General features: G+C 51.8%; 14 protein-coding genes and 1 tRNA gene. 3 read left to right on the top strand and 12 right to left on the bottom strand.

The features are described 5' to 3' along the window. Nucleotides 1-112 precede the first annotated feature (112 nt). The 3 genes from carB to AB8Q18_01160 form a co-directional block, all read right to left on the bottom strand. Entirely contained in the window at nucleotides 113-3,334 is a 3,222-nt protein-coding gene (gene carB, locus AB8Q18_01170) for a carbamoyl-phosphate synthase large subunit (protein ID XDZ51692.1), read from the bottom strand. A gap of 27 nt (nucleotides 3,335-3,361) precedes the next feature. After that, on the bottom strand, nucleotides 3,362-4,501 hold the full coding sequence (gene carA, locus AB8Q18_01165) for a glutamine-hydrolyzing carbamoyl-phosphate synthase small subunit (protein XDZ51691.1): 1,140 nt from the start codon (nucleotides 4,499-4,501) through the stop codon (nucleotides 3,362-3,364). 316 nt (nucleotides 4,502-4,817) lie between these two features. After that, nucleotides 4,818-6,230 carry an alanine/glycine:cation symporter family protein gene (locus tag AB8Q18_01160; GenBank protein XDZ51690.1) on the bottom strand — a complete coding sequence of 471 codons (1,413 nt, stop codon included), beginning with the start codon at nucleotides 6,228-6,230 and terminating at the stop codon, nucleotides 4,818-4,820. A 450-nt stretch (nucleotides 6,231-6,680) separates the two neighbouring features. Here AB8Q18_01160 and AB8Q18_01155 point away from each other — a divergent pair, with 450 nt between their 5' ends. Continuing rightward, the gene (locus AB8Q18_01155; protein ID XDZ51689.1) at nucleotides 6,681-8,687 is read left to right on the top strand and encodes an autotransporter outer membrane beta-barrel domain-containing protein; all 2,007 of its coding nucleotides are present in this window, start codon (nucleotides 6,681-6,683) and stop codon (nucleotides 8,685-8,687) included. A gap of 70 nt (nucleotides 8,688-8,757) precedes the next feature. Here the strand turns inward: AB8Q18_01155 and AB8Q18_01150 are convergent, their stop codons facing one another. The 9 genes from AB8Q18_01150 to rplU form a co-directional block, all read right to left on the bottom strand. Continuing rightward, nucleotides 8,758-9,435 carry a TIGR02117 family protein gene (locus tag AB8Q18_01150; GenBank protein XDZ51688.1) on the bottom strand — a complete coding sequence of 226 codons (678 nt, stop codon included), beginning with the start codon at nucleotides 9,433-9,435 and terminating at the stop codon, nucleotides 8,758-8,760. Nucleotides 9,436-9,542: 107 nt separating this feature from the next. Next, entirely contained in the window at nucleotides 9,543-11,597 is a 2,055-nt protein-coding gene (locus AB8Q18_01145; protein XDZ51687.1) for an OPT family oligopeptide transporter, read from the bottom strand. Nucleotides 11,598-11,761: 164 nt separating this feature from the next. Then, nucleotides 11,762-12,484, bottom strand: a complete 723-nt coding sequence (gene ubiG / locus AB8Q18_01140) for a bifunctional 2-polyprenyl-6-hydroxyphenol methylase/3-demethylubiquinol 3-O-methyltransferase UbiG (GenBank protein ID XDZ51686.1) — start codon at nucleotides 12,482-12,484, stop codon at nucleotides 11,762-11,764. Between the two features lie 246 nt (nucleotides 12,485-12,730). Further along, nucleotides 12,731-14,515, bottom strand: a complete 1,785-nt coding sequence (locus AB8Q18_01135; protein ID XDZ51685.1) for an ArnT family glycosyltransferase — start codon at nucleotides 14,513-14,515, stop codon at nucleotides 12,731-12,733. A 112-nt stretch (nucleotides 14,516-14,627) separates the two neighbouring features. After that, complete coding sequence (gene rpmE, locus AB8Q18_01130; GenBank protein ID XDZ51684.1) at nucleotides 14,628-14,843, bottom strand: 50S ribosomal protein L31; 216 nt, start codon at nucleotides 14,841-14,843, stop codon at nucleotides 14,628-14,630. A 114-nt stretch (nucleotides 14,844-14,957) separates the two neighbouring features. Further along, nucleotides 14,958-16,358 carry a cysteine--tRNA ligase gene (gene cysS / locus AB8Q18_01125; protein XDZ51683.1) on the bottom strand — a complete coding sequence of 467 codons (1,401 nt, stop codon included), beginning with the start codon at nucleotides 16,356-16,358 and terminating at the stop codon, nucleotides 14,958-14,960. A gap of 58 nt (nucleotides 16,359-16,416) precedes the next feature. Further along, nucleotides 16,417-17,559: a GTPase ObgE gene (gene obgE, locus AB8Q18_01120; GenBank protein XDZ51682.1), complete on the bottom strand. Its 1,143-nt coding sequence runs from the start codon at nucleotides 17,557-17,559 to the stop codon at nucleotides 16,417-16,419. Nucleotides 17,560-17,726: 167 nt separating this feature from the next. Next, the gene (gene rpmA / locus AB8Q18_01115; protein XDZ51681.1) at nucleotides 17,727-17,999 is read right to left on the bottom strand and encodes a 50S ribosomal protein L27; all 273 of its coding nucleotides are present in this window, start codon (nucleotides 17,997-17,999) and stop codon (nucleotides 17,727-17,729) included. A gap of 15 nt (nucleotides 18,000-18,014) precedes the next feature. Then, nucleotides 18,015-18,326 carry a 50S ribosomal protein L21 gene (gene rplU, locus AB8Q18_01110; GenBank protein XDZ51680.1) on the bottom strand — a complete coding sequence of 104 codons (312 nt, stop codon included), beginning with the start codon at nucleotides 18,324-18,326 and terminating at the stop codon, nucleotides 18,015-18,017. 221 nt (nucleotides 18,327-18,547) lie between these two features. On the opposite strand from rplU, the gene AB8Q18_01105 reads away from it, so the two are divergent. Together AB8Q18_01105 and AB8Q18_01100 are read left to right on the top strand one after the other, a co-directional pair. Continuing rightward, nucleotides 18,548-19,522 (top strand): polyprenyl synthetase family protein, encoded by a 975-nt coding sequence (locus tag AB8Q18_01105; protein XDZ51679.1) that lies wholly within the window; start codon nucleotides 18,548-18,550, stop codon nucleotides 19,520-19,522. 10 nt (nucleotides 19,523-19,532) lie between these two features. Then, nucleotides 19,533-19,607 (top strand) — tRNA-Arg (locus tag AB8Q18_01100). Nucleotides 19,608-19,646: the final 39 nt, after the last annotated feature.

Genomic DNA, 19,646 nt, shown 5'->3' with positions numbered 1-19,646 from the left:
GTCTAGCCTTTTGGCGACATTTCCGCCCAAATGCCGAATAAACACCGAACAAACGCCCGCGCATTAAAAAACCCGATGCCAAAGCATCGGGTGGATCACCTCAACGATGGGCTTAAGCCAATAGTTGATGCATTTCTTGTACCGAAATCACCGCCGCCATCGGATTGGCATCAAACGCACGGGTGGTGGCAAAAGCGCCGTTCAAGGTGGTGTCGTAGTGAACGCGATAGCGCAAAGCGCTGCGACGAATCAATTTAGAATCTTCAATCGCCTGACGGCCTTCAGTGGTGTTCACCACATAGGTGTACTCGCCATTTTTGATCCGGTCTTGAATGTGCGGGCGACCTTCATGTACCTTATTCACCAATCGTGGGTTAATCCCCGCTTCGCCCAGCACAATCGCGGTGCCGTGGGTGGCGTCTAGGTCAAAGCCTTTGGCAATCAGCTGCTTGGCCAATTCAACCACGCGTTTTTTATCGCTTTCGCGCACCGACAATAAGGCGCGGCCGCTTTGCTGAACGTAGGTTTGAGCACCTAGCTGCGCCTTGGCAAACGCTTCTGGGAAGGTGTTGCCCACGCCCATCACTTCACCGGTCGAGCGCATTTCAGGCCCTAAGATCGGATCCACGCCTGGGAATTTATTAAACGGCAACACCACTTCTTTCACCGAGTAATAAGGCGGAATCACTTCTTGCGTCACGCCTTGCTCAGCCAGGCTTTGGCCAGCCATCACGCGGGCGGCTACTTTGGCCAAAGGCACGCCAGTAGCCTTAGACACAAACGGCACGGTACGGGCTGCACGAGGATTCACCTCGATCAAATACACCTCGTTGGCTTTCACCGCAAACTGCACGTTCATCAAACCACGCACGTTCAGCTCAAACGCCAGCTGACGCACTTGCTCACGCATCACGTCTTGGATCTCGGCGCTCAAGGTATAGGCAGGCAAGGAGCAAGCCGAGTCGCCAGAATGCACGCCCGCCTGTTCAATGTGCTCCATGATGCCGCCGATCAACACCTGTTCACCGTCACAGATGGCGTCTACGTCGACTTCAATTGCGTCGTCTAGGAAATGATCCAGCAACACCGGCGCATCGTTAGACACGCTGTAGGCCGTTTGGAAATAACGACGTAAGTCTTGCTCATCGTACACAATTTCCATCGCGCGGCCGCCCAAAACGTAAGAAGGACGAACCACCAAGGGGTAGCCAATGTTTTTGCCTTCGGCTACGGCTTGCTCAATCGCGGTCACGGTTGCGTTCGCTGGCTGTTTCAAGCCTAGGCGCTGCACCGCTTTTTGGAAGCGTTCGCGGTCTTCAGAGCGGTCGATCGCGTCAGGTGAGGTGCCGATTACAGGCACGCCAGCGGCTTCTAGCGCACGCGCTAGTTTCAGCGGCGTTTGGCCGCCGTATTGCACGATCACGCCCTTAGGCTGCTCGATGCGCACGATTTCCAACACGTCTTCTAGGGTAACGGGCTCAAAGTAGAGGCGATCAGACGTGTCATAGTCGGTCGATACCGTTTCTGGATTACAGTTGACCATGATGGTTTCGTAACCGTCTTCGCGCAGCGCCAAAGAGGCGTGCACACAGCAGTAGTCAAACTCAATGCCTTGACCAATGCGGTTTGGGCCACCGCCCAATACCATGATTTTGGGGCGATCTTGATTCGGACGTGATTCACACTCTTCTTCATAGGTTGAGTATAAATAGGCCGTATCGGTCGAGAACTCGGCCGCACAGGTGTCGACGCGTTTGTATACGGGGAACAGCTCATGCTGATGGCGCAGCTTACGCACTTCGGCTTCAGACACGCCAATCAAGGTCGCCAAACGTGAATCGGCAAAGCCTTTACGTTTCAGCTGACGCAAGAAGTCACGATTCAAACCAGCAAAACCGCCTTGAGCCACTTTTTGCTCGAGCTGAATCAATTCTTCGATCTGCACCAAGAACCAGTAGTCAATAAAGGTCAGCTGATGAATCTCGGCCACGCTCATGCCGGCACGCAAGGCATCGCCAACGTACCAAATGCGCTCTGCACCCGCTTCAGTGAGTTCACGGCGGATTTTGGTTACGGCGTCTTTATCGGCCAAATTCACCTTAGGATCAAAGCCGCTGGCGCCGACTTCTAGGCCGCGCAAGGCTTTTTGCATCGATTCTTGGAAGGTGCGGCCAATGGCCATCACTTCACCGACTGACTTCATTTGGGTGGTCAAACGGTCGTTGGCACCGTCAAATTTTTCAAAGTTAAAGCGCGGGATTTTGGTCACAACGTAGTCGATGCTCGGCTCAAACGACGCAGGCGTCAAACCGCCGGTGATGTCGTTGGTCAGTTCGTCTAGGGTGTAACCCACGGCCAGCTTGGCCGCAATTTTGGCGATCGGGAAGCCCGTGGCTTTAGACGCTAAGGCAGACGAACGCGACACGCGTGGATTCATCTCAATCACGATCAGACGGCCGTTTTCGGGATTCACCGAGAACTGGACGTTAGAGCCGCCGGTTTCGACACCGATTTCACGCAGCACCGCCATCGAGGCGTCACGCATGATTTGGTATTCTTTATCGGTCAGGGTTTGCGCCGGCGCCACGGTGATGGAGTCGCCGGTGTGAATGCCCATGGGGTCAAAGTTTTCAATCGAGCACACGATGATGCAGTTGTCGTTGCGGTCGCGTACTACTTCCATCTCGTACTCTTTCCAACCAATCAATGATTCATCGATCAATAATTCTTTGGTTGGGGAAAGGTCTAAGCCGCGCACGCAGATTTCTTCAAACTCTTCTTTATTGTAGGCAATGCCGCCGCCGGTGCCGCCCATGGTGAATGAAGGGCGAATAATGCAGGGGAACCCCACTTCTTCGGCCACTGCAAAGGCTTCTTCCATATTATGTGCAATGCCTGAGCGGGCGGTGTCTAGGCCAATTTTTTTCATGGCCACGTCGAAGCGACGACGGTCTTCAGCTTTGTCGATGGCGTCGGCGGTGGCGCCGATCATTTTCACCCCAAATTCCGCCAACACGCCTTGACGCTCTAGCTCTAAGGCACAGTTCAAGGCCGTTTGACCACCCATGGTGGGCAGCACGGCATCTGGGCGTTCTTTTTCAATAATCTTGCGCACGACTTCCCAGTGAATCGGCTCGATGTAGGTGGCATCAGCCATTTCTGGGTCGGTCATGATCGTGGCTGGGTTTGAGTTCACCAACACCACGCGATAGCCTTCTTCACGTAAGGCTTTACAGGCTTGCGCGCCTGAGTAGTCAAATTCACAAGCTTGGCCGATTACAATCGGACCCGCACCCAAGATCAGGATGCTTTTTATTTCAGTATTTTTAGGCATGGTCGTTGTCCTGATGAGGTTAAGCGATTAAGCGCGGTAGGCTTTAATCAAATCAATAAAGTGGTCAAACAAAGGCGCGGCATCGTGTGGGCCTGAGCTGGCTTCAGGATGGCCCTGGAAGCTAAAAGCAGGCTTATCGGTGCGGTGAATGCCTTGTAAAGAACCGTCGAACAATGATTTATGGGTCACGCTCAAATTGGCCGGCAGGCTGGTTTCGTCTACCGCAAAGCCGTGGTTTTGCGCCGTAATCATCACTTTTTTCGTTGCCAATTCTTGCACCGGATGGTTGGCACCGTGGTGGCCAAACTTCATCTTGATGGTTTGGGCGCCAGAAGCCAAAGCCAACAGCTGGTGGCCCAAGCAAATGCCAAATACAGGGATGTCTGTTTCTAAAAAGGCCTTAATCGCCTCAATCGCGTAGTCGCAAGGTGCTGGATCGCCAGGGCCGTTCGACAAGAACACGCCGTCTGGGTTTAAGGCCAAGACCTCAGCCGCTGGCGTGGTCGCTGGTACTACGGTTAGGCGACAGCCGCGGTCCACCAGCATGCGCAAAATATTGCGCTTGGCACCAAAGTCGTAGGCCACCACATGGTAAGGCAGCTCAGCGGCGGTTTTTTGTACGTGATCGTTGGTGTCTAAAGCCCAGCTGCCTTCTGTCCATTCATAGGCCTTATCGGTGGTCACTTCTTTGGCTAAATCCAAGCCATTCAAGCCACCAAACGCTTGAGCCGCGGCGAGGGCACGGGCAGCATCGAGGCTTTCGCCGGCAATAATGCAGCCTTTTTGGGCACCTTTTTCGCGCAGGATACGGGTGAGCTTACGCGTGTCGATGTCGGCAATGGCCACCACGTTTTGGCGTTTTAAATAATCAGATAGGGATTCGGTGCTGCGAAAATTGCTAGAAATGAGGGGTAGATCACGAATAACCAAGCCTTGCGCTTGAATAATTGAAGATTCTTCATCAGAAGAATTGGTGCCGGTATTGCCAATATGAGGATAAGTGAGGGTGATGATTTGACGGGAATAGGAGGGATCAGTGAGGATTTCTTGATAGCCGGTCAGCGAGGTGTTAAAAACAACTTCTCCGACAACCATACCTACTTCACCTATGGATACGCCGACAAATTCGGTCCCGTCTTCCAGAACCAGTAGTGCTTGATTGCTCAAAATGTTCTCCGTTAGATTGATGTGTTTTAAATATGTTGCTCTTATAAACCAATCCACTCAAAACCAGCTGCTAAAACAGCAAATCTCGGGCAAATTTTTTCAATTCTAAAGATTTACTTTTTTACTGTCTACTATTTTTTTCACCCAAATCCCTAGTTTATGGCCAAATCCTTATTTTTTTAGAGAAAATAACCAATATTGACAGATTACCAACATAAAATGCCATTACTCCCTGTGTGGTTATATCCCCTAATCACAGCAGGCGCCCATAAAAAAGCGCCGACAAACCGTCGGCGCTGATTCGATCATGCAACATTTAATCCCAAATATCGTCTTGAAGACGAGCCTTAATGTCGGGATGATCGCCGGCTTTAAAGGTCGGTAATTGCCCTGCTTGACGCTGCTGGTTGTAATCCTTGGCCAGACGAATGGCTAAGGGGGACAAGCATAAAATCGCCACTAAGTTCGTCACCGCCATCAGCGTCATCGACACATTGGCCATCGACCACACCAGCGGCACCGATGCCACCGCACCAAAGAACACCATTGCCGCCACGCAGCAGCGAAAAAACAGCAGGCGGCTGTGTTTTTTCTTACGCAGAAACACCATGCAGCTTTCGGCATAGTAATAATTGGTCACAATGGTGGTGAAGGCAAAAAACAGGATGATGATGGCCAAAAGGTATTTAGCCCAGCCACCGAACTCGGTTTCCAAGGCCATTTGCACCAGACGAATGCCGGTGGCATCGCTGTCTAAAGGCACACCCGACAGCAAGACAATCGCCGCAGAAGCAGTACAAATAATCACCGTATCGACAAACACGCCAAACATTTGCACATAGCCTTGCGAGGCTGGATGTGGCGGATAGGGCGTGGCTGAAGCCGCCACATTGGGCGCCGAGCCCATACCGGCTTCATTCGAAAACAGACCCCGCTTGACGCCCTGCATGATGGCTGCGGCAAAGCCGCCCACGGCAAACTCTTGCAGGCCAAACGCACTGCGATAAATCAGCCCAAATACAGCCGGCAAACGCTCATAGTTGGCCACTACAATAATCAAGGCCGCCAGTAAATACACCCCGGCCATCAACGGCACCGCCGCTTCGGAAAAGCGCGCAATTTTACGCAAGCCACCAAAAATAATCAGCGCCGTCAGCACCATGATTACCAAGCCAGTCACCCACGTGGGCAGATGAAAGGCAGCGCCCAAAGATTCACCAATGGTGTTCGCCTGTACGGCGTTAAACACAAAGCCATAGGCCAAGATCAAGAATAAAGAAAACATCACCCCCATCCAGCGGGCGTTCAGGCCTTTTTCCATGTAATAGGCTGGGCCACCGCGGTATTGGCCTTCGCCATCCTTAACCTTAAACAGCTGGGCCAAAGTCGACTCCACAAAGGCTGTCGACATACCCAAAACGGCAATCACCCACATCCAAAACACCGCCCCAGGACCGCCCAGCGTCACCGCTACGGCGATGCCGGCAATATTACCGGTGCCCACGCGCGACGCCATCGAGGTACAAAACGCCTGATAGGAGGAAATGCCTGACTGATCTGCCTGACGGCTGCCTTTCAAAACGGTCACGGTGTGGCCAAAATGGCGAAACTGCATAAAGCCCAAGCGAAGGGTAAAAAAGACGCCCACAAACAGCAACAGCGCAATCAATACATAGCTTAATCGACCATCCAACCAATCTACCCCGACCTGCATCAGATCAAAAGACATTATGTCCCCTTTTGTGTGCCGCCTCGCTTACTGTGGCTCATTTATGGTTTTACTTAAGGCTTTCTGTCAAAAAAACCCACGGTAAATGAGGCTGAAATAAAGATAAGGCGGCACTATAGCATAAAATAATTGGCCCACACACGACAAATTCAGCCCCCAACTAAAATTTGTCGACAATTCTGATGGCGTTCTCAAACCCCATTTCCGCCCATCCCAGTCACACCCTATATTTAAATAATAATCACAACACTATTAAAAACATACGTCATATACCCGCCAGGAGTGTCTGATTTTTTACACAAAAAACCATTATGCCAATGTACTCGTTTCACCATCCATTCAATTATGCTATTTGTATTTAATGGTTATTCATTCTTAACTAGTTACGCCATCTGTATTTCATAGCCCGCCAAGAGGCTCCCCCCAAAACCACTGAGGAGAACCCATCCCATGAATGCTTTACGATCTCGCCCCAAAATGAGCACGCTTCTATTGTGCGCCAGCCTTTTGTCTTTACCCATGAGCGCCAGTGCCTTTAACCAAATCTACGTTTTTGGCGACAGCCTCAGCGATGGCGGCAATAACGGTCGCTATACGTTCGACGGTAGCCAAAACCCACTCTACAACGAAAGCATCGCTAAATATTACGGCTTAACGCTCACGCCTTCTGACGATGGCGGCCATAACTTCGCTGCCGGTGGCGCTGTGGCGGTCCCAGAAATCAACCCGACGGACAATACCCAAGATCAGGTGGCTCAATACCTTCAACAAAATAACGGCCAAGCCAACAACCAAGGGCTATACATTCACTGGATTGGCGGCAATGACTTAGCCGCAGGCGTCGTCACCGCCACGCTAGAAGGGGCAGAAGCAGCACAACAGCTGATTTTACAAAGCGCCCAAGCCGCCACGGGCCAGGTGAATGATTTAGTCCAAGCCGGTGCCAAAACGATTGTGGTGCCCACGGTACCGAACATCACCCTAACGCCAGCTTTTCTAGACACCATCGTCACCACCGTAGGTGGGTTTTTGAGCATTCCTGAACAGCAGGCCTTAGAAGAAGTGTATAAAGTATTAAATGCAGGCCCCATTCTCAATGAGGCAGAACGTCAAGAACGCATTCAGACCGCCATCGAAGCCGCGGCCGCACTGGGCGGTAGCTTCATTGGCGCCCTAGCCGAAGCCCTGATGAAGCAAGCCTATGGCGAGCTAGGCGAGGAGGGTTCACGCTTAACCGACCTCTTCAACACCACCCAAGATCAACTTTTGGCCCAAACCGGCGGCAACATCGTAAGGGTTGACGTCAACGCCCTATTTCAAGAAGTCATGGCCAACCCTGAGCAATATGGCCTCAACAATACCGGCGGTACGCCCTGCCCCCCTGGGCTCGCCGCGAATGAATGCCTATCGACCAGCCCTGGCTTTAATGATGATTTATCGTTCCTATTTGCCGATGGTTTTCACCCCAGCCCTGCCACCCACGCCATGCTCAGCGAATACATGATTTCGGTACTCGAAGCGCCGCTGACGGTCGCTTCACTCAGTAAAGCCATGAACGCCCCCATCGCGGGCGTGCGCCAAACCCTAGACAGCCGCAACCAGCAACTGCACCAGCGCCTAGAGGGCAGCCAAAAGCTGGGCGTGTTTGGCGGCTATTCTGGCCTCAGCGGTGACCAGCACCAGCCCAAGGGCTTAAAAGACGGCACCCAACGCTCAAACAATTTAACCTTAGGCATAGACTATGCCCTCACCCCCAATCTCACCCTAGGTGCCCTCATCTCAGCTCATCGCGATACTGAACGCCCCAGCGATGACTATCGCTATAAAAACCGCGGCAACGTGGTGGCTGCCTTTGCCCACGCGCGTTTTGCCGACTCTGGCTGGGCCAGCGCCGACGTACATCGCAGCCGCAGCAACTTTGAAAACATTGAACGGCGCGTTAACCTTGGCCCCGCCACTCGGCTTGAAACCGGCAGCACCAAAGGCCGAGAATGGGGCGTGCGGCTAAGTACTGGCTGGGACTTTGAAATCAACCCCTCGCTCAGCACCGGGCCCATGCTGCAATACATTTGGGACAAGAGCCGTGTCGATGGCTATGAAGAAGCCAATAGCCTCAGCACCTCTATGCGCTTTGGCGACCAGCGGCGCACCAGTAAAATCGGGGCCGTCGGCTGGCGCATAGACAGTCACTTAGGCGTAATCAATCCCTACGCCAATATTCGCTATCTGCGCCAAATGGGCGATCGTGAACACGCTGTGCGCGGTGCGCTGAAATCAACCCTCACCTCATTCTCGCGTGAAACCGAGGCTGATGCCCGCAGCTGGGCAGACCTCACCATTGGTGCCAATCTCAATCTCAATAAAAATCTACAGGTTTTTGGCGCCCTCTCTCGCACCAGCGGCTTAGATCAGGGCGAACAAACCCGTTACAACATTGGCCTCAGCGCCGCTTTCTAAACCCAAAAACGGCCCTGTCATCATCGACAGGGCCGTTTCTTGATTGATCCGCGCCAAGAGCGCAATCCGCTTACTGAGCCGCGTCGCCCAAATGCCACATAATCGGCAGTGCCAAGGGCGACCACAGCGGCACGTTCACTTGGGCCTGATTTAACTGCTGCCGTATCCATTCATTACAGGTAAACCAAGGCGTGTAGCGCCCATTGGCCTCATAGAACACATCCGTTGCGCCATAATGTACGTCTGGGATGACCTTAGGCTGGCCATCCAAGGCCTTAAAAAGAGGCACATCGGCCAGCACAGACTGCACCAGCTGGCGATATTGGGCCATGCTCAGCTGCAATACGCGCACCGACTCGCCCGCCGTTGGCTGCGGCAGATAGGTGACATTAAACGCCGCCTCATCAAAGGCCAAAGCCTGAGCGGCCAGCGGCAAGGTCAACTCGGACCAGCTCGGCACCTGAGTATAAAACGTCTTACTCCCCCAGCCGATCAAGACGTAGTCTTGCGCCTTAGCCAAATCCGGCCGACGGCTGTTGCCTGGATCAAACAGCGTGGTCCAATCATACACGTCGTTTCGGGCCGGCATTGCCAAGCTAATGTGCACGCCATTACTGAGTGCATACACGGTGACCGTGTCTTTTGATTCAGCCACTGGGTGGCGCGTGCCCAACCAGCCCAAGAGCACAATGGCCAGCAGCAGCAACACCACAAAACCCAGCAAAAGCCTCAATAATATTCGCCACATAAGCACCTCATGACTGGCGTTAAAAACGTCAGTATAACCGAAAGATTTGGGCCAGCCGCATAAAAAAACGAGCGCCTCTGCGCTCGTTTTTCATCACTCAACGGGTTTTATTTCAAAGCACGACGGCCAAAGCGCAGCAATACCAGCACAAAAGCAATCAAACCTAAGGTTTGTGACCAGCCTGCGAGGCTATCGGGCATGATGGCCAACGGTGCATCGCTGCCGCCAGACGTCACCGACACCACAATAATCATCGCCAACACCACGCCAATAATGCTCTCGCCCACGATCAAGCCCGCGGCAAACAGCGTTGCGCGTCCATCAGAGGCTTTCAACAAAGGCTCTGCCGGCACATTGTCCCGAGCGGCTTTGGCTTTAATGCGGCGCGCCACGAGCCAAGACAATACGGCACCGACGATCAGCGGCATATTCACCGAAGCCGGTAGGTAAATACCCATGCCCACGGCCAATACGGGGATGGTGAAACGACCACGGGTGGATTTTTTCAATACCGTGTCGATCACGATCAAGACCACGGCAATGATCATACCGGTCACAATATAAGACCATTCTAGATTATGGCTGAAAATACCGGTAGAAATTTGCGTCATCAGCGTGGCTTGAGGTGCCGCTAAGGCCTGCGACGCATCCATGCCTGGACGAGGCATGGCGCCGGTAAAGCCATAGGCGTGATACAAAAGTTCCAACACGGGTGAAATCACCAAGGCACCAACGATACAGCCAATAATCAAGGCCACTTGTTGGCGCCATGGCGTGGCCTGCAAGAGGAAGCCTGTTTTTAAATCTTGTAGGTTATCATTTGAAATGGTTGCAATGGCCAACACCACCGATGTGGTGAAAATCGCCAGTGCCGTCAGGAACTGAGTACCTTCCGGCGTGGCCAATAAGCCGCTGGATTCACCAATGAGCAGCAGCACAATGGAAATCAAAATAATCGAAATAATGCCAATACCTGAGATGGGGCTAGATGAAGAACCAATAAGGCCAGCCATATAGCCACAGGCAGAGGCCACCAAGAAGCCAATCAGCACCGACATTAAGGTGGTCACGATCACCAAAGTCCAGGCCAAGCCGGCTGAAATCGGCGCCGCCATCACAAAGCTGTAGAAGGTGGCCAATAAGATCACCACGATGGTGGCGGTAATCAACACCAACCATTTAGGCGACAGATCTTGCTCGGTACGGTCCACCAAGGCAGCGCCATCGCTGCCTTTTTTGATGGCGCGCATGGAAATCATCACGCCTTCAATAATCGGCTTAGCCAAAGTCATCAACGTCCACACAGCCGCTACGGCCATGGTGCCAGCACCAATAAAGCGCACCTTCGTGGCCCAAATGGTTTGCGCATAAGCGGCCAACGTAGTGCCTTCTGGCATAGGATACACAGTGGTCAGATACGGAACGGCCACACCCCAAGAGATGAGAATCCCCACCAGCATGGCCATACCGCCTACGATGCCGACTAAGTAGCCGGCACCCACCAACGCCACCGAAAAGCCCATCGGCACCTGGAAAATGGCTTTACCCGTGGTAAACCAATAGCTCGCGCTATCGGACAAAATACGAAAACCAGCGGTACACAGGCTCACGAACGCCGCAATCAAACCACCTTCGACGATGTCGCGCATGCCGCCTTCGCTTTTGCTTGGCGTGACTTTTTCAGCATCGGTTTTGTGATCGTTAATGTGGCCGGCCTTTAAAATCTCGGCGGCGGCAACCCCTTCTGGGTAAGGCAGGGTGGATTTAACCACCATCACCTGACGCAAAGGCACGGTAAACACCACGCCCAAAATACCACCGGCGGCGCAAATGATGGCGGTTTGCCAAAAGGGAAAGTCTTGCCAGTAGCCCAACATCAATAGGCCAGGCAACACGAAAATAATAGACGACAACGTCCCGGCGGCCGAAGCCTGGGTTTGCACCATATTGTTTTCAAGAATATTCGAATGCGCAAACATTCTTAAAACCGCAATGGAAATCACCGCAGCAGGAATAGAAGAGGCAAACGTCAAACCAACCTTTAAGCCTAAATAGACGTTTGAGGCGGTAAAAATAACGGTAATCAAGGCACCGAGAATCATCCCGCGTAGGGTTAATTCCTTCAGTTGATCAGCTGCGGGGTGGGCAGTTGATGGCTTCATAATGTTCTCCAACATACGTTTAAGCGAGCATTATTTCTCTTAAGACAATATTTTGTCAAAGAAATAAACAGTTTATTTGCAATAGCACAAAAGCTTATTTGCATTAAAGATGTAGAAACACAAAACCGCCTATTACTTTAGGCGGTTTTGTGTTGGGGTGCGATTTAGACTAATGGCTTTTTAAAAGCCATCATGTAGTTCACCGACAGATCGTCAACCAGCTTATAACGCTTGGTCAATGGGCTGTAGGTCAAACCACTTTGATCGACCAACGCCAAACCAACAGAACGGCACATGCGCACCATTTCTGACGGTTTGATGAATTTTTTATAATCGTGGGTGCCGCGCGGCATCAGGCCTAAAACGTATTCCGCCCCAATCACGGCCTGAACGTAGGCCTTAGCGTTACGGTTCAGCGTCGACAAGAACACCCAGCCACCAGGCTTCACTAAATCGGTGCACGCACGGATCACGCTAGCAGGGTCGGGCACGTGTTCAATCATTTCCATACAGGTCACCACGTCAAAAGCGGCCGGTTTGGCACGCGCCAAATCTTCCACGCTGATGCACTGATAATCGATTGTTAAGCCACCTTCTAAGGCGTGTAGCTGAGCGATTTGTAACGATTTCTTAGCCATGTCGGCACCGGTCACGGTCGCACCTGCCTTGGCCATGGCCTCAGACAAAATGCCGCCGCCGCAGCCCACGTCTAACACGCTCTGCCCCGCTAATGCAGCGTGCTGGCTGATGAAGCCCAAGCGTAAGGGATTAATCTCATGCAGCGGCTTAAAGTCACCGTTTAAATCCCACCAGTTGTGCGCCAGCTGGCTGAATTTATCGATCTCACCTGGATCAATGTTTTGTTTTACTGCTGATTCTTGACTCATATGGGTCTCCAAGACACTCTTTTAGGGTGGCATCCATGCCCCCTACGTGAAGTGGTCACGATGATGGTCGTATTTTGCCATAATTAGACCACTGCGTCAGTAAACAAAGCCGTAAACTCTGGCTTATCATGCTCCGCCTCAACCGCCCACTTTTGACGCCCAAGGATGGGTCAAAACCCAGGCGGGCTTCCAGTTACAGCTAGGCCTAGCTTTACCCACCCGAGCGGATGGCGATAAACCAAGGCCTTAGCGGCTAAACACCGAGGGCGGCGCTGCCTCAAAACGGTCTAAAGGCGGTACCCACAGTTCAGCCGAACCACCCTCTGGCACCGGTTTTCGGGCGGCTCGTTTAGGCTGCTGTTTTTGGTACAGCACAAACCATTCATTATTTTCGCGGGGTCGATGCCCCAGCCACACAGGCGCCCAGCCGGCAGGATCTGCCTGGCCCATAACCAGCTGCGGCTCACGCTTAGCCGTATTGAGCCAATAGCCACAATCATTGAGTTGATATTCAAAGGTATTAATCGGCAGATCACTGTACTCACGCCAGGCCGTCAGCAAAACCAGCTGGCGCGACTGCGCCTGAATACACACCTCACCGGCCTCAATGGCCGCCACCGTCTGGGCATCCAGACTATTGACCATTTGGTCGACCACGGGGCGGTAGCTTTTGATTTTATCCAGCCACGGCAAAAACAGGCTCAACATCAACAGCCACACTAAGGTCATGCCCGCCGCCCAATTGGTCACGGCTTGACGGCCGCGTAAATGGCGACGCGTCACCGCCCACAGCCACACCGGCGTCATCATCAGGCCAAACACAATGGCAAAAGCATACAGCTTAGGCACGTAATAAGGGCTAAAGTACAAAGCTCGTTCGGCCAGCTTAGCCGGCCAACCGAAGTTCATGGCTAAGAAGCCTAGCCAGATAAAGATGGCCAAGGCACCAAACGTCATGGCGCCGAACCAGTTCAAGAAGGCCGCTGGACCACGGCGTAAATTGTCTAATTGAGCGCCGCCCAAGACCGCCAGCGGCAGCAACAGCGGCAAAGCATTTTCGGTGACTTGATGATTACCCAAGCTCAGGATAAACAAGATGGTCAAAAACCAAAAGCCGCAAAACTTAAGCATAAAGGCCGACACGTATTGGCGCCGATAAATCGTCCACAAGGCCAAAGGCCAGGCCGGAAAGGCAGACCAGCTCATCACCGTCAAATAATAACCAAGATTGCTGAAGAACTGCTTAAAGCTTAAATGGTTCAGCTGTCCCAGAGCATATTGCTGCCACCAAAAAGCAAAGGCATCAGGATTGGTTTTGGCCAAGGCATTAGGCCACAGAAAGCCTAAAGGCAGCGCCACCAGCACCGCAAAAGACAGCGTAATGGCGTAGGCCTTAACCCGCCAGCGGGCGTAAAACAGCAAAAAGAACGCCACCATCAGCATTAAGAACACGCTGAGTAAATTAGACGATAAGAACACGATGACCCAGGACAAGCCCAGCAAGAAGCCTGACAACGCAGGACGGGTTTGCACTGTACTGAAGGCATAAAAACCCATGGCGTAGCCCATAAAGGTGGCCGCCATACTGTCCATCGAGTGGCCGGTCATCATCATGCCGGCGCAGCCGATCAATATCAGCACCACGCTGCGGCCATGGCGCCGACCCAGGAGTGCCCTACCCGCCATGCCCGCAAAGGTCAGCGCCAGCACCATAAAAAAGGGCGTGGCCAAGCGTGTGGCGTCATAGCTATGTAACAACCACGGCGAGAACAGCCGTTGAAACAATGCCCCCACCCATAAGTATAAAGGCGGCGTTTCTAAATACCAAAACCCATGGACATTGGGCGCAACCACCGAGCCATTGGCCAGCATGTCTTTTATCGCCTCGTAGATGTAAGGCTCGTGCGGCTTCCACAGGTCATGGGAAAAAATACCCGGCCAAAGCCAAACAAAACACAGCAACAGCAGTACCCAAGGCTTTTCCGTAGGCCTTGCCTGATCTGCGTCCAGAGGAGATTTATAAGTAAACATACGCCAATAAGTGTGCCGTTAATGCCTCAGTGTACCAAAATACACCCCTATTTAGGCAAAAACAGCAATAAAAAAAGACAGCCTAAGCTGTCTTTTCTGTGTTCTGGGCTGATTAGCGTTTGAACATATTGCCAAATTTTTGTTGGAATTTATCAACGCGACCGGCACTGTCAACGATTTTTTGTTTGCCAGTGTAGAATGGGTGACATTCTGAACAAACCTCAATGCTAAAGGTTTCTTTAGCCATGGTTGATTTGGTTTCAAAAGCGTTACCGCAAGAGCAAGTCACTTGCACTGCGTGGTATTCTGGGTGAACATCTTGTTTCATGTGATTTCCTTAGATAAGCGGACACAGGGAATTTGCCTGTGCTTCAAAAAATTTCAAGTGGAACATTATCTAACGCCTACGGTGCAAAAGCAAGCATTAAGCATCATTTATCAATCAAGCGCGACGCCATGTGGTGCCTGCACCACCATCTTCCAAGACCACGCCTTGTTCAGCCAATTCATCGCGGATGCGGTCAGACTCAGCCCAATCCTTATTCGCGCGCGCGTCTTTACGCTGCTGAATCATCGCCTCAATGGCCTCGGCGCTTAAACCATTGCCTTGGGCACCAATTTCTTGATGCAGATAGGCTTCTGGCTCACGCTCCAGTAGGCCAAGCAGGCCGCCCAATGCTTTCAAACAGCCAGCTAGGGCAGCGTCTTTGGTTTTATTTACTTCATTAGCCAATTCAAACAGCACCGCTACGGCTTCCACCGTATTGAAGTCGTCGTTCATGGCGGCAAAAAAGCGTTGGCTGTAGTCATTGCTGTCGGCTTTGACGTCAAATGCCGCGGCAGGCACCTGATTCAGAGCCGTATACAAACGTTTTAGTGAGCTACGGGCGTCGGCCAAATGCACGTCGGAATAGTTCAGTGGGCTACGATAGTGGGCGCGTAAAACAAAAAAGCGCACCACTTCTGGATCAAACTTTTCCAACACTTCACGAATGGTAAAGAAATTGCCTAACGATTTAGACATCTTCTCATTGTCCACACGAATAAAGCCGTTGTGCATCCAGTAGTTCACAAAACCATGATTGTGGTCGTGGTCGTTGCACTGATGAGCGCCGCAGCTTTGCGCGATTTCGTTCTCATGATGAGGGAACTGTAGGTCAGCGCCACCGCCGTGAATGTCAAAATGAGCGCCCAATAACTGCTCACTCATGGCGGAACACTCGATGTGCCAACCGGGGCGACCTTCGCCCCAAGGGCTAGTCCAGCTCGGCTCGCCAGGCTTGACGGCCTTCCACAGCACAAAATCCAAAGGATCTTTTTTAAAGCCATCGACTTCCACACGCTCACCGGCGCGCAGATCGTCTAGGCTTTTGCCAGACAAACGGCCATAGTCGGCAAACGTGCGCACAGCATAATACACGTCGCCATTGTCAGCCGCATAGGCTTTGCCATTGGCAATCAGGCGTTCAATCAGCGCAATCATGTCGTCGACGTGATCGGTCGCGCGCGGCTCATGGTCAGGACGCAACACGCCTAGGGCGGCTGAATCCTCATCCATGGCATCAATAAAACGCTGGGTGAGGCTTTGAATGGTTTCGCCGTTTTCTAGCGCACGCTGAATGATTTTGTCGTCAATATCGGTGATGTTGCGCACATAGGTTAAGGGGTAGCCCAATACACGCAACCAGCGAGTCACCATGTCAAACACCACCATCACGCGGGCATGGCCCAAATGACAATAATCATAAACCGTCATGCCACACACATACATGCGTACATTCTGCTCATCGATGGGTTTAAACACTTCTTTCTTGCGACTCAAGGTATTGTATATATGTAACATGTGCACGCTTTCCCACCTCACGGTGGCATAATTAATCGACCTTTAAGCTGAGTAAAGCTTAGGCTTCTTCAGGTTTTAAAACGCTTAAATCAGTTTGATTATGGCTGATCGGGTCGGCATCCACAGCGGCGGCCGCTGCGGCCAAGGCCTTTTTCTCAGCCAAATAGCGATGAATCGCAAACACCAATTCGCCCGTACCTTCATGACTTAAGGCACTGATGTTGAACACGCGCGGCGTGGTCAAGTCGAACTCAAAGCGATCGTCTGGCTGCGGGTGATCCCAACCGATGGCGTCCAAGAAGGCTTGAATGCGCTCTTCGCGCTCGTCCTCTGGAATCATGTCGAATTTATTCAACACCAACCAACGCGGCTTGTCATACAGCTCTTCATCGTATTTACGCAACTCGTCCACCAAAGCCAAGGCTTCGTCCGCAGGGCTCACGCCTTCATCAAATGGGGCTAAGTCCACCACATGCAAGAGTAAACCTGTACGTGACAGATGGCGCAAGAAGCGGTGGCCTAGGCCTGCGCCTTCGGCGGCGCCTTCAATCAAACCGGGAATATCGGCCATTACGAAACTATTGTTTTCATCCATACGCACCACGCCCAGATTAGGGTGTAAGGTGGTAAACGGATAGTCGGCGACTTTAGGACGGGCAGCCGACACGGCACGAATCAGCGTTGATTTACCCGCATTAGGCATGCCCAAGAGGCCCACGTCGGCCAAAATTTTCAATTCCAGCTGCAACACGCGCATTTCACCCTCTTCACCAGGGGTGCACTGACGCGGCGCGCGGTTCACCGATGACTTAAAGTGGATGTTGCCCAAGCCACCCTTACCGCCCTTAGCCAACACCACGCGTTGGTCATGATGAGTCAAGTCGGCAATGACTTCTTCGGTGTCCACGTCCACGATTAAGGTGCCCACCGGCATCCGTAGCTCAATGTCGTCGGCGCCTTTACCATAACGGTCGGCACCATGACCTTTTTCGCCATGTTTGGCCTGGTAGCGTTTCACGAAACGGTACTCAACCAAGGTGTTCACGTTTTCGTCGGCAATGGCGATGACGCTGCCGCCCTTACCACCGTCGCCACCGTCAGGGCCGCCGCGCGGGACGAATTTTTCACGTCGGAAGCTAGAGGCGCCGTTACCGCCCTTACCTGCGACTACTTCAATTTTTGCTTCATCAATAAATTTCATGTTCTTTACCTTGTTGATGCGTAGCTTCTCAGGCGATGAAACGCATGCGACGCCCCATCGCCTGAAAAGCCAAACAACCTAAACTACTTAATCATACTTAAAAATCACAGACGCATAAATAAAAATAGCCCCATCTGATTAGATAGGGCTATTCTTCTGAAACCGAATTACTCGTCTGCGCCGGTGTAAGGCTTAACGTTTACAGTTTTGCGGTTGAAACGACTTTTGGTCGTGAATTCAACGTAACCGTCAACTTTTGCAAACAAAGTGTGGTCTTTGCCCATGCCTACGTTGGTACCAGCATGGAAACGAGTACCACGTTGGCGCACAATGATTGAACCTGCTGGAATCAATTCACTGCCGTAAACTTTAACGCCTAAGCGTTTAGCTTCTGAGTCGCGGCCGTTTCTAGAGCTACCGCCTGCTTTTTTAGTTGCCATTTATCTTAACTCCTGTTACTTAGAAATCGCATCGATGCGAATTTCAGTATAATTCTGACGATGACCCTGGTGTTTTTGTGAGTGCTTACGACGACGCATTTTGAAAATGCGTACTTTTTCGCCGCGACCGTGGGCAACAACCGTTGCTTGCACAGAAGCACCAGCCACCATTGGGCTACCTACTGCTAGATCTTCACCGTCAGCAATCATCAATACTTCTTCAAGTACGATTTGGCTGTCGAGTTCTGCAGGTATCTGTTCTACTTTTAATTTTTGGCCAACGGTAACTTTATATTGTTTACCGCCAGTTTTTATGACCGCGTACATACTCAACTCCGAACAATTAAATTGATGTCTTGCTTTTAAACAAGCCATCTTCACGAAAGAACCCAAGATAATAGCGAAAGTCGATATAAGTGTCAATTTTTATTGCGTTTGGCTGTCGTATTTACGCCCATAAAACTATTACAAAGAAAGCGAACACAAAAAAATGCATTCTGCTATAATTTCAAGCTGTTTAACCCTGTGCGAAATGAATTAGACTCCCTATGTTACAGAATTTGCCTTATTTCAAAGAGCATTTAGACTCTGACCTTTCTAAAGTGAACGTGGTGATTAACCAAGCCGTCCAGTCTGAGGTTGCCTTGATTTCACAAATCGGCCACTACATCATCAGCGCAGGGGGCAAGCGTCTTCGCCCGATCATCACCATCTTGGCCGGTAAAATCCTCGGCTACGATCAAGCACCGCTTTATTCTTTAGCCGCGATGGTGGAATTCATTCACACCTCCACACTGCTACACGATGACGTGGTCGATGAAAGTGATTTACGCCGTGGCCGCGCCACAGCCAATAATCTGTTTGGCAACGCCGCCTCGGTACTCGTAGGTGACTTTTTATACACCCGCGCCTTCCAGCTGATGGTCAACACCCACGACATGCGTATTTTAGAAGTCATGGCCAGTGCCACCAACATCATCGCCGAAGGCGAAGTGATGCAGCTGATGAACATAGGCAACACCGACATCACCGAAGCCGAATACCTTCAAGTGATTCAATACAAAACCGCCAAGCTGTTTGAAGCCGCTGCCCAGGTCGGTGCGCTGTTGGCCAAGGCTAACCCTGAACAAGAGCTGGCCTTGAAAAACTACGGCATGCATTTAGGCACCGCCTTCCAAATCATCGACGACATTTTAGACTACTCAGGCGACGCCGAGCAGATCGGTAAAAACGTGGGTGACGACTTAGCCGAAGGCAAGCCAACCCTACCGCTGATCTACATCATGCAGCAAGGCAATGAAGCCGCAGCAGCCGACGTGCGCTACGCTCTAGAACACGCTGATCGCGATTACTTTGATAAGATTCACGCCCACGTCATGGCTTCTGGTGCCCTCGCCTACGCCAAGACCGAAGCCGAAAAAGCCTGCGCCCAAGCCGTCGCTAGCCTAGCTGGCCTACCTGACAACGACGTCAAACAGGCCATGATCCAGCTAGCTGAATCATCGGCCGCCCGCCTGTCTTAAAGAACCCCTACTCGCCGTAGTTCAATGGATAGAACGTATGCCTCCTAAGCGTAAAATGTGGGTTCGATTCCCCCCGGCGAGGCCAAACACCCACCCCATCCTCAGTGATGGGGTTATTTTTTAA

Source organism: Neisseriaceae bacterium CLB008 (genome assembly GCA_041228285.1).
Taxonomy (GTDB): Bacteria; Pseudomonadota; Gammaproteobacteria; order Burkholderiales; family Neisseriaceae; genus JAGNPU01.
Note: the sequence above shows the minus strand (reverse complement) of the source record. Positions and strands in the feature narration are given on the sequence as shown.

Bases quoted from the DNA above. Each gene is read 5' to 3' on its own strand.
- carB (XDZ51692.1), bottom strand. From the start codon at position 3,334: ATGCCTAAAAATACTGAAATAAAAAGCATCCTGATCTTGGGTGCGGGT.
- AB8Q18_01160 (XDZ51690.1), bottom strand. From the start codon at position 6,230: ATGTCTTTTGATCTGATGCAGGTCGGGGTAGATTGGTTGGATGGTCGA.
- AB8Q18_01155 (XDZ51689.1), top strand. From the start codon at position 6,681: ATGAATGCTTTACGATCTCGCCCCAAAATGAGCACGCTTCTATTGTGC.
- AB8Q18_01150 (XDZ51688.1), bottom strand. From the start codon at position 9,435: ATGTGGCGAATATTATTGAGGCTTTTGCTGGGTTTTGTGGTGTTGCTG.
- AB8Q18_01145 (XDZ51687.1), bottom strand. From the start codon at position 11,597: ATGAAGCCATCAACTGCCCACCCCGCAGCTGATCAACTGAAGGAATTA.
- ubiG (XDZ51686.1), bottom strand. From the start codon at position 12,484: ATGAGTCAAGAATCAGCAGTAAAACAAAACATTGATCCAGGTGAGATC.
- AB8Q18_01135 (XDZ51685.1), bottom strand. From the start codon at position 14,515: ATGTTTACTTATAAATCTCCTCTGGACGCAGATCAGGCAAGGCCTACG.
- rpmE (XDZ51684.1), bottom strand. From the start codon at position 14,843: ATGAAACAAGATGTTCACCCAGAATACCACGCAGTGCAAGTGACTTGC.
- cysS (XDZ51683.1), bottom strand. From the start codon at position 16,358: ATGTTACATATATACAATACCTTGAGTCGCAAGAAAGAAGTGTTTAAA.
- obgE (XDZ51682.1), bottom strand. From the start codon at position 17,559: ATGAAATTTATTGATGAAGCAAAAATTGAAGTAGTCGCAGGTAAGGGC.
- rpmA (XDZ51681.1), bottom strand. From the start codon at position 17,999: ATGGCAACTAAAAAAGCAGGCGGTAGCTCTAGAAACGGCCGCGACTCA.
- rplU (XDZ51680.1), bottom strand. From the start codon at position 18,326: ATGTACGCGGTCATAAAAACTGGCGGTAAACAATATAAAGTTACCGTT.
- AB8Q18_01105 (XDZ51679.1), top strand. From the start codon at position 18,548: ATGTTACAGAATTTGCCTTATTTCAAAGAGCATTTAGACTCTGACCTT.